Origin of the sequence: Diaphorobacter ruginosibacter (genome assembly GCF_040396215.1) — a bacterium.
Taxonomy (GTDB): Bacteria; Pseudomonadota; Gammaproteobacteria; order Burkholderiales; family Burkholderiaceae_C; genus Diaphorobacter_A; species Diaphorobacter_A ruginosibacter_A.
On the sequence record NZ_JBEBOW010000163.1, the window covers coordinates 1 to 6,924 of the forward strand.

Annotated in this window: 6 protein-coding genes; 3 read left to right on the forward strand and 3 right to left on the reverse strand. The window is 64.6% G+C overall.

From position 1 onward, the window contains the following. Nucleotides 1-237: 237 nt before the first annotated feature. Nucleotides 238-1,491 carry a spore maturation protein gene (locus ABWP92_RS15635; protein WP_353236326.1) on the reverse strand — a complete coding sequence of 418 codons (1,254 nt, stop codon included), beginning with the start codon at nucleotides 1,489-1,491 and terminating at the stop codon, nucleotides 238-240. A 50-nt stretch (nucleotides 1,492-1,541) separates the two neighbouring features. Between ABWP92_RS15635 and ABWP92_RS15640 the strand changes: the two genes are divergently transcribed. Beyond that, nucleotides 1,542-2,180, forward strand: coding sequence for a response regulator (locus ABWP92_RS15640; protein ID WP_353236327.1), 639 nt, complete (start codon nucleotides 1,542-1,544; stop codon nucleotides 2,178-2,180). Nucleotides 2,181-2,198: 18 nt separating this feature from the next. Here the strand turns inward: ABWP92_RS15640 and ABWP92_RS15645 are convergent, their stop codons facing one another. Continuing rightward, entirely contained in the window at nucleotides 2,199-3,056 is an 858-nt protein-coding gene (locus tag ABWP92_RS15645) for a LysR family transcriptional regulator (protein ID WP_353236328.1), read from the reverse strand. 160 nt (nucleotides 3,057-3,216) lie between these two features. Between ABWP92_RS15645 and ABWP92_RS15650 the strand changes: the two genes are divergently transcribed. Further along, nucleotides 3,217-3,615 carry a tautomerase family protein gene (locus ABWP92_RS15650; protein WP_353236329.1) on the forward strand — a complete coding sequence of 133 codons (399 nt, stop codon included), beginning with the start codon at nucleotides 3,217-3,219 and terminating at the stop codon, nucleotides 3,613-3,615. 20 nt (nucleotides 3,616-3,635) lie between these two features. On the opposite strand, the gene ABWP92_RS15655 is transcribed toward ABWP92_RS15650, so the two are convergent. Then, nucleotides 3,636-6,293 carry a hybrid sensor histidine kinase/response regulator gene (locus ABWP92_RS15655; RefSeq protein WP_353236330.1) on the reverse strand — a complete coding sequence of 886 codons (2,658 nt, stop codon included), beginning with the start codon at nucleotides 6,291-6,293 and terminating at the stop codon, nucleotides 3,636-3,638. 266 nt (nucleotides 6,294-6,559) lie between these two features. Here ABWP92_RS15655 and ABWP92_RS15660 point away from each other — a divergent pair. Further along, a partial coding sequence (locus tag ABWP92_RS15660; RefSeq protein WP_353236331.1) for a cation:dicarboxylate symporter family transporter occupies nucleotides 6,560-6,924 on the forward strand: 365 nt, incomplete at its 3' end.

Below are 6,924 nucleotides of genomic sequence, written 5' to 3' on the forward strand. Positions count from 1 at the left end.
GAATTCCGTAAGCAGGAACGGAGGAATCCAGAAAACCCGGAGTTATTCCTTGAATACCGAGGATTTCCTGTGGATAACCATGAATAACCCTGGATAACTTTCTGTGCACATAAAAAAAACGCTTTGGCTGTGCCAAAGCGGTGGCGGTCAACGAGGCCCGGAACGTTTGCTTTCCAGTCGGCGCCCCGCTCCAGCGATGGCCCTGAAGCCCTCTTCCCGGCCCCAAGGCGGCTCGAATCAACGCAGCATGAGGTACCCTACCCCGATTGCCGAAATCAGCCCCACGGCGTCCGCAATCAACGCGCAGGCCAGCGCATGGCGCGCATGCTTCACGCCCACGCTGCCGAAATAGGCCGCCAGGACGTAGAAGGTGGTCTCGGTCGAGCCCTGGACGATCGCCGCAAGGCGTCCCGCAAACGAATCCACGCCATAGGTCTGGAGCACGTCGATCATCAAGCCGCGCGCCCCCGCCCCGGAAAGGATCTTCATCAGCCCCACCGGCAAGGCCGGGAGAAAGCCGGTGTCCAGTCCCAGAGCGCCAACGGCTGCTCCGATGGCGGCGAGCACCGCATCCATGCAGCCCGCCGCGCGGAATACGCCAATGGCCACGAGAATGGCGATCAGGTACGGAATGATCTGAACGGCAACGCCGAATCCTTCCTTTGCCCCGTCGATGAACGCGTCGTAGACATTCACCCGCCGCCACACGCCGACCAGCAGAAACAACATCACCACGCCCAGGATCACGCCCGCGCCGACGGCCCCCGCGATGCGCGCGGCCTGATCGGCGGGCAGACGCGCCAGCGCCCCCACCGCGGCGGCCAACAGGCCCGCCACGGCCAGCACCGGAAGCAGCAGCTTCGCGCGCCAGATCGGCAACCGCTGGCAGAAGGCAACGGCCATCACGCCCGCCAACAGCGAGATGAAGGTCACGATCAGCGTCGGCAGGAAAATATCGGCCGCGTTGAAGTCCGCTCCCAGGCCCTGCTTGAGCGCCACGCTCTGGCGGATGGCGATCACCGAAGTCGGAATCAGCGTGAGCCCGGCGGTGTTCATCACCACGAACATGATCTGGGCGTTGCTCGCGGTCTCGGATTGTGCCGTGTTGAGCGACTGCAGCTCGCGCATGGCATTGAGCCCGAGCGGCGTGGCCGCGTTGTCCAGCCCGAGCAGATTGGCCGAGATGTTCATCGTCATCGCGCCTTGCGCCGGATGCCCTTTCGGAACTTCGGGGAAGAGCCGCGTGAGCAGCGGACTGGCGACGCGCGCGAGCAGCTCGATCATGCCGGCCTTCTCGCCCACGCGCATGAGCCCGAGCCACAGGCACATGATGCCGGCAAGCCCCAGCGAAATCTCGAACCCCGAGCGCGCGCCGTCGAACATCGCGGTGAGCAATGCCTGGAATATCCCGTCGTCGCCGATGAGCCACCGCCAGATTGCGGTGGCGAATGCTGCCGTGAAGAAGCCTGTCCAGACCCAGTTGAGTGCCATCCCCGGATGGTAGCGGGTCGCGCGGCGCGAGCCGTGGCAGACTAGCGCCCATGACCGATTCCACGCTGCTCGTCGCCGATGACCATCCGCTGTTCCGCGCGGCTCTGATCCAGGTGCTGCATGAGCGTTTCCCGCAATTTCGCACGCTGGAGGCGGCCAGTGCCGCAACGCTGGGCGAGGCGCTGCAGGAGCATTCCGAAATCGAACTGGTGCTGCTGGATCTGGCCATGCCGGGCGCGCGCGGCTTCTCATCGCTTCTGCACGTGCGCGGCGAATACCCGCAGGTGCCTGTCGTGGTGATCTCATCCAACGAGCATCCGCGCGTGATCCGGCGCGCGCAGCAGTTTGGCGCGGCGGGCTTCATCCCCAAATCCTCGTCCGCCGAAGACATGGGCAAGGCCATCCAGGCCGTACTCGATGGCGAGCTCTCCTTTCCGCACACCGACGTGGAAAGCTCGCAGGCCGATGCGGAGCTTGCGGCCCGGCTCGCCCAGCTCACGCCGCAGCAGTTCCGGGTGCTCATGTGCCTGGCCGACGGCCTGCTCAACAAGCAGATCGCGCATGAATTGGGCCTGGCCGAGAACACCGTGAAAGTGCATGTCACGGCGATCCTGAAAAAGCTGGAGTGCTACAGCCGCACCCAGGCCGCCGTGCTGGTCAAGAGCCTCGAGCCCGAGAGCGGCATCTGACGCGATCGAGGCTGCGGGTCAGCCGAGCTGATCGATCAGCAGGTCACGCACCTCGCGCAGCATCCGTTCCTCATTGCGCCGCGCGGGCAGCATCTGAAAACTCGCGGACCCGAGCGCCGGCAGGCGTGCCGCTCGCGCGGCAACGATCTCCACGCCTTCGCACAGGGCGGATTCGTTCAGGCATGCGAACCCCAATCCCGCGGCGAGCGCCGACTGCATCCCGGCTACGCCCGATGCCACGTGCGCCACGTCGAACGGCCGCTTGTTGCGGATCAAGGCCTTTTCGGCCAGCACCCGCAGCGTGCAGCCTTCGCTCAGGGTGACGAGCGGCAGCGGCTCGCCTTTGGATGGCAGCCTGCCCGGCGCGGCCATCCAGCGCAGCGGCTCGGTGCGCAACTGATGAGCGCGTGCGCCGCGCCTGCCGTCGGCGCGCATGATGATGGCGATGTCCAGGCGCCCCGCCGCATGCTCCGTCTCCACCATGCGGCTTTGGCCCATGGCCACGCGCAGGCGCACGCCGGGGTGCTGCGTGGAGAGCCTGGCGAGCAGCCGCGTGAGTTCGGTGGGGCGGAAATAGTCGGTGATGCCAAGCCGCAACTCACCCGTGAGCGCGGTTCCATGCAGATCGCGCCAGGCCTCATCGCTTTGCGCCAGCAGCCTGCGCGCATGCGCGAGCAGCATCTGTCCGGCCGCCGTGGGAACGACTCCCGCCTTGCTGCGTACCAGCAATTGCCGACCAGCGCGGTCTTCGAGCTTCTTTAATTGCTCGCTTGCCGCCGATTGCGAGAGAAACACCTGCGCCGCGCCAGCCGTCACGCTGCCAGCATCCACCATGTGCACGAAGGTTCTGAGTTGCTCGATATCGAAGGCTTGCATGCACAGTCTCTGCAGAGGGTTTTGAACGGATTGCCAACAGGTCTATCGACAGTTTATCCAATGGGTTTTCCGATGGATATTAACCAATATTCATGTTTTACCAATGGATCATGTTTATCCAGAATCCATGTACACGTTTATCAACACAGGTGTACACAGCATGCCCCATATCGTTCTTCATCTCTCCGGTCCCGTGGATCACGGGCTTGCCGGGCGTTGTGTGGACAAGGTGACCAGCCTCACCTGCCGCGTTCTCGAGAAACAGCCGGAAGTCATTTCCATACAGGTGTTGTTCACACCCTGCGAGCAATGGTCCATCGGCGGGAAAACGCTGGCCGAGTCCGGCCGCAGCGCGTTTCATCTGGAGATCAGCGTGACCGACGAAACCAATACCAAGGCGCAGAAGTCGCGGTTCATCCGCGAACTGTTCGATGCAATCAAGAACCTGCGCCCCGATCTGCACGACATCTGCTACACGCACGTCATCGATGCGCGTGCGGCCGCCTATGGCTATGGAGGAAGGACGCAGGAATACCGGCACCAGCGTGCCGGTGTGTAGCTGGCCGGGGGAAGAAACGCTCAGTGGCCGTCGGTCTCGCGCAGGCGCAGCATGGTCTGGCTGAGCAGCGCGCGCAGGGCCGATGGCCGCACCGGCTTGAACAGCATCGCCCAGCCGCGCTCCGCGGCATGGCGGCGCAGCGCGATATCGCGCTCCGCCGTCACCAGGATCACGTGGGGAGACTGGCCCCAGACCGCCGCCAGTTCGCCATACAGATCGGGGCCGTGGAATTCACCCATGCGTACGTCCAGCAGCACGAGCTGCGGGGCATTGCCGGCGCGTGCCAGTTGCAGTGCTCCCTGCGGTCCGCCGGCATAGGGAACCTCGCAGCCCCAGCGCTGCAGCAGCGCGCCGGTGGCCGCGCAACTGGGCGCATCGTCGTCGATGTACCAGGCGCTCAATCCCTGCAGCGGCGCATCGCCGCGCGCATCGACGACCGTGGCTGTCGCCTGGGCGGCGGTGGCGGGAGTCTGCTGCGCGGCAAGCGGCACGCTCACCCAGAACACGCTGCCCCGCCCGAGCTCCGAGCGCAATCCGATTTCGTGGTCAAGCAGCCTGCCGAGCCGCTCGACGATCGCCAGCCCGAGACCCGCGCCGCGATCCTGGTCGTGGCCTTCGTTGAGGCGCCTGAATTCTTCGAAGATCTCGCGCTGCAGGCTTTCTGGAATGCCGGGGCCCTGGTCATGCACCTCGATGCGCAGATGGTCGCCTTTTCTCCTGCAACCGATGAGCACGCGGCCCTTGGACGTATAGCGGATGGCGTTGGACAGCAGGTTCTGCAGGATGCGCCGCAGCAACGCCTCGTCGCTGTGGACGATGTAGCGCGAGGCCACCGCGGTGAGCCTCAGCCCACGGCTCTCGGCAATGATGCCGAAGTTGTGCTGCATGACCTGCAGCAGCGGCCCGAGCGCGAAGTCGCGCACATGCACGTCGAACTGTCCCGACTCCATGCGCGAGATATCCAGCAGGCTGTTGAGGATGCCGTCCTGCGCGGCGAGCGCGCCTTCGATGCTGTCGGCCACATGTCTTGCGGCATCGTCATGCAGATGGCTGCGCAGCAGCGAACTGAACATGCGCGCGGCATTCAGCGGCTGCAGCAGGTCGTGCACCGCGGCGGCCACGAAGCGCGTCTTGTAGCGGTTGGCGTCTTCGGCCTCGCGCCTGGCGGCATCGAGGTCATGCGTGCGTTCCGCGATGCGCTGCTCCAGCGTATCGGCCAGCGAGCGCAGTTCGCGCGCCGCCGTCTTGTAGCTGGTGATGTCGGCATAGCTGGTGACGAACCCGCCGTCGGGCATGGGATTGCCCCGGATCTCCAGCACCGTGCCGTCGCTCTTGGCGCTTTCGTGCAGATGGGACGTGCCATCGCGCAGATGATCCAGGCGGCGCTGGATCGCTTCCTCGGAGGGATGGGGGCCGAGCAGTCCGCGCCGTGCGTTGTGGCGGATCAGCGCTTCGATCGGTGCGCCCACGCGCATCAGCTCGGGCGGAAACCTGAACAGCTGCACGTAGCGCGAATTCCAGGCAACCAGGTTGAGGTCCGCATCGATCACCACCACGCCCTGCGGAAGATGCTGCAGGCTTCTCGAGAGCCCGGTGTCGGCCTGCTTGGCCGCCTGCAGGATGCCGTCCTGCGCGGTACGCAGCTCCTGCGCATGTTGATGCAGCACGGTCTCCAGCTCCTGCCTGCTTCGCTGGCGCAGGGTGGACAGCCGTTGGCGCTGGCGCACGAACAGCACCAGCATGGCCAGCGCCAGCCAGACGCCCGCCGCGGTGATTGCCGCCCAGTAGCTGGCGATGGTGCTGGCGTGCGTGTGGTGCAGCAGGTGCAGGTGCCAGTTCGCATCGGGCAGTTGGATGGACTGCCACAGTACGGGCGCAGACAGCGCGGGATCGCTGATCCGGGCGAGAAAGCCGCCGTCGGGCAATTGCTTTTCGATGTGAAAGCGCAGCGGCCGGATGGGCTGGTCCGAATACTGCCGCGTGGCATCCATCTCTTCGAGATCCTGCCCGGTGAGCTTTGCAAGACTGCGGTAGCGCCACTCGTCGTGATTCGCCAGAAATACCACGTCATGCGCATCCGACGCCAGCACGATGTCGCTCGTCTGCTGCCAGTTGCGCTCGAGTTCGCCCAGCAGGATCTTGATGGCGATGAGTCCCTTCACACGCCCTTTTTCATCGACGATGGCGCGGGAGAGAAAGTAGCCTGCCTCGCCCGTCGTCATGCCGATGCCGTAGAACTGTCCGCGCCCGTGGGCGAGCGCCTGCGTCACGTAGGGTCGATAACTGTAGTCCTCGCCGACATTGCTGTGCTCGTCGCGCCAGTTGCTCGCCGCGACGGCGCGGCCCTGTTCGTTGATCAGCGTGAGTGTGGACGAGTGGCTCGCTCCATTCGCTTCCTCGAGCTTGCGGTTAAGCGCATCCACGTCGCGTGAGCTCAACGGACGGGTGAGCGCGGCGCGCAACTGCGGATCGAGCGCCAGCACCTCCGGCAGCGTGCGATAGCGATCGATGCGCTGCGAGAACTCCTGCGCATACAGCATGAGCTGGCGGTCCACCAGGGCGCTCTCGTTTTGCAGCGTGCGATGCTGCGCGAACCGGCTGGCCAGAAACATGCTCGCGCACATGCCGGCGAGCACGGCGAGAACGGTCCAGAGAAATCGGCGGCGCGAAGAAGTCATGGGCGGGCGGGTGAAAAGCGTCGGCGGCGGGGGACAGTGTACGGATCGCCGATTGGCCGGCGCATGGGTTAGGTATTTACCCTAGGTTCCGAAATTCTCCCCCTTCGGAGCGGCATGCGCCTAATACCAATGTGTTATCGCCAGCGAACGCCGCTCGCCGTACAAACCGACACATCCCAACATCTGGTCATTTCCTGCGCGCGCCCGGCGTTCGCGCAGTGCTGTTGTCCGGCTTGGGCATTCGTTTGAGATTTCGGAGAATCCGCATGCAACCTATTGCGCCAAGCACTGCAGCGCCAGTGCATTTGCCGTTCTATCGGCAGCTTTATTTCCAGGTGGTCTTCGCCATCGTGATCGGCGTGCTGCTCGGCTATTTCGAGCCGCAGTACGCACAGCAGTTCAAGCCGCTGGGCGACGCGTTCGTGAAACTGGTGAAGATGATCATCGCGCCGGTGATCTTCCTGACCATCGTGACCGGCATCGCCGGCATGACGCATCTGCGCACGGTGGGCCGCGTGTTCGCCAAGACGATGGTGTACTTCCTGTTCTTCTCCACGCTCGCGCTGATCGTGGGCATGATCGTCGCGCACGTCATCCAGCCGGGCGCGGGCATGCACATCAACGTCGCCGA

Bases quoted from the DNA above. Each gene is read 5' to 3' on its own strand.
- ABWP92_RS15635 (WP_353236326.1), bottom strand. From the start codon at position 1,491: ATGGCACTCAACTGGGTCTGGACAGGCTTCTTCACGGCAGCATTCGCC.
- ABWP92_RS15640 (WP_353236327.1), top strand. From the start codon at position 1,542: ATGACCGATTCCACGCTGCTCGTCGCCGATGACCATCCGCTGTTCCGC.
- ABWP92_RS15645 (WP_353236328.1), bottom strand. From the start codon at position 3,056: ATGCAAGCCTTCGATATCGAGCAACTCAGAACCTTCGTGCACATGGTG.
- ABWP92_RS15650 (WP_353236329.1), top strand. From the start codon at position 3,217: ATGCCCCATATCGTTCTTCATCTCTCCGGTCCCGTGGATCACGGGCTT.
- ABWP92_RS15655 (WP_353236330.1), bottom strand. From the start codon at position 6,293: ATGACTTCTTCGCGCCGCCGATTTCTCTGGACCGTTCTCGCCGTGCTC.